1 protein-coding gene is annotated in these 1,802 nt (G+C 38.0%); it reads right to left on the bottom strand.

Annotated features, from left to right (window positions below; all coding sequences use genetic code 11):
- Nucleotides 1-1,802, bottom strand: a 1,802-nt coding sequence (locus Q0910_RS28460; RefSeq protein WP_299224212.1) for a hypothetical protein, incomplete at both ends; no start/stop codon positions are given.

The raw sequence follows: 1,802 nt of genomic DNA, 5'->3' as shown, positions 1-1,802 counted from the left end.
TCTTTGTTTAGCCAGTAGGATGTTTTCAGTACCTTGTTTGGTATACTGCTCTACTTGTAAAGGCATCCCAATACGATGGGTATCGATCATTACATCAATAGCTTTGTTGGCATTAAGAGGTAAAGTACCGAGCGCTGCCCTATCGTGAGGATAATACATTTTAGAGATCCCTATCTCCCCATTGTTTTTGGTGGTTTGCGTACGCGTCATTTGTTTATGAGTATCGTTATCATAGAAGTATTCTGTTTTTTGCTCTATGAGCTGATCCTCAAAAAACTGTTTTTCTGTTTTTGCCTCTAATCGTGTCCATACAGGTGTTAAGCGGTACTTATTAGCGAAATACTTGGTATATGGCCCTAATACTCCTCCTCCAAAACAACCACCCACTATAGGGTCAGCAAGTGAGACAGAAATGGTATACGTACCATTTCCGTATATTTTTTTCTTACAGGCCTGGTGTGCAACTGCTTGCGGGATCATAAAGACGCCATTGTGTGGCATAGTAGTACTCAGAGTTTGCTGTGAATACTCCTGTGAGCTTTGCTGCACCATTTTTCTTTGATTATTGTAATTAGTTGTGGTTTTCAGTCTTCCATTGAGATGATATCTGGGGAAATAAGGACGATTTGCTACTGCTACGCCATCATCCTCATTATAAAAACTATAGACAGTATGTCCTTGATATTGATCATCTTTGAATCGTATTTCGGAAACATTTGTATAAGCGATATTGTATTTTGCTTTTGGAGCTAAATTATTGCTATAAAACTTGTACAAATTCACATCAGGTACATTGACACCGTCACGCACAAGACCACTATGTCTTTCTACATCAGAAAAGAATAGTTTTTGATGTACCACTCCGGAAGAAGCATAGTTACCTTCTATAATACTAGGAGTAATTACTCCATTTTCAGGCAACGTATTATAATAATAATACTTAGTCAATACATCAGTAGCATTTTCTGAAGGTTTATCTTCTGTTTTAATCAATCGTAAACCTCCTACCATATTGTTTCTTCGTATTTCCTGTTCTACTAACAAGTCATACTGAACATTCAAAGCTGTATTAGCATTTCCATTGACTAGTAAAATGCGATAATCTCCTTCTTCTAATTGTAAAATAAAATCACTATCAGGAGTCGTACTGAAGTATACAATCTTTGGGTTGGTAGCAGGATTACTGCTCATAATATCGCAATAAGTTAGTGGGGCTTCTCCATCATCACAAATCGTATAGGTATCACCCGATACGCTTGTAGAACATCCATTAGGTTGTAACCCAAGATCAGGACAAGGACGTGTCTCACACTGCCCTGTTCCTATTCGAGATTTATATACACAAACAAATGTTACTCCATTATCGACTAATGGATTGCCGGGATCATAATTATTGAATGTGGCATCAAAAGCAATTGCTTTATTTGCATTTAAAGCATCAATGGTAAACTCCCCATTGACAATATTCTGAAGATTGTTTAGATATGAAACATCATCCACATTAGGACAATCATCGAGATCATTGGTACTGGCTATGGGGTTGTCACTTCCTCCCTGAACCGCAGTGGTGTATCTTTGTAGATTCGTATTCGTTTGTTCTTCTAAAGGACCACTATGTCCATTAAAAAAGAATTCGGTGCTTCCTCCGGTAGGATAGGTGATTTTTTGTAGCGTTCCGTTAATTGCAAATTCCGGTTTAGATGTGCGGTCAGACCCTGGGAAGTTATAATCTAATCGGCTCAATCCATATTGTTGATTAAAAAGAAACAAGTTCCCCACCACATTGGTGATATGTGCTCCTC

This window comes from uncultured Aquimarina sp. (genome assembly GCF_947495315.1).
GTDB lineage: Bacteria > Bacteroidota > Bacteroidia > Flavobacteriales > Flavobacteriaceae > Aquimarina.
Note: the sequence above shows the minus strand (reverse complement) of the source record. Positions and strands in the feature narration are given on the sequence as shown.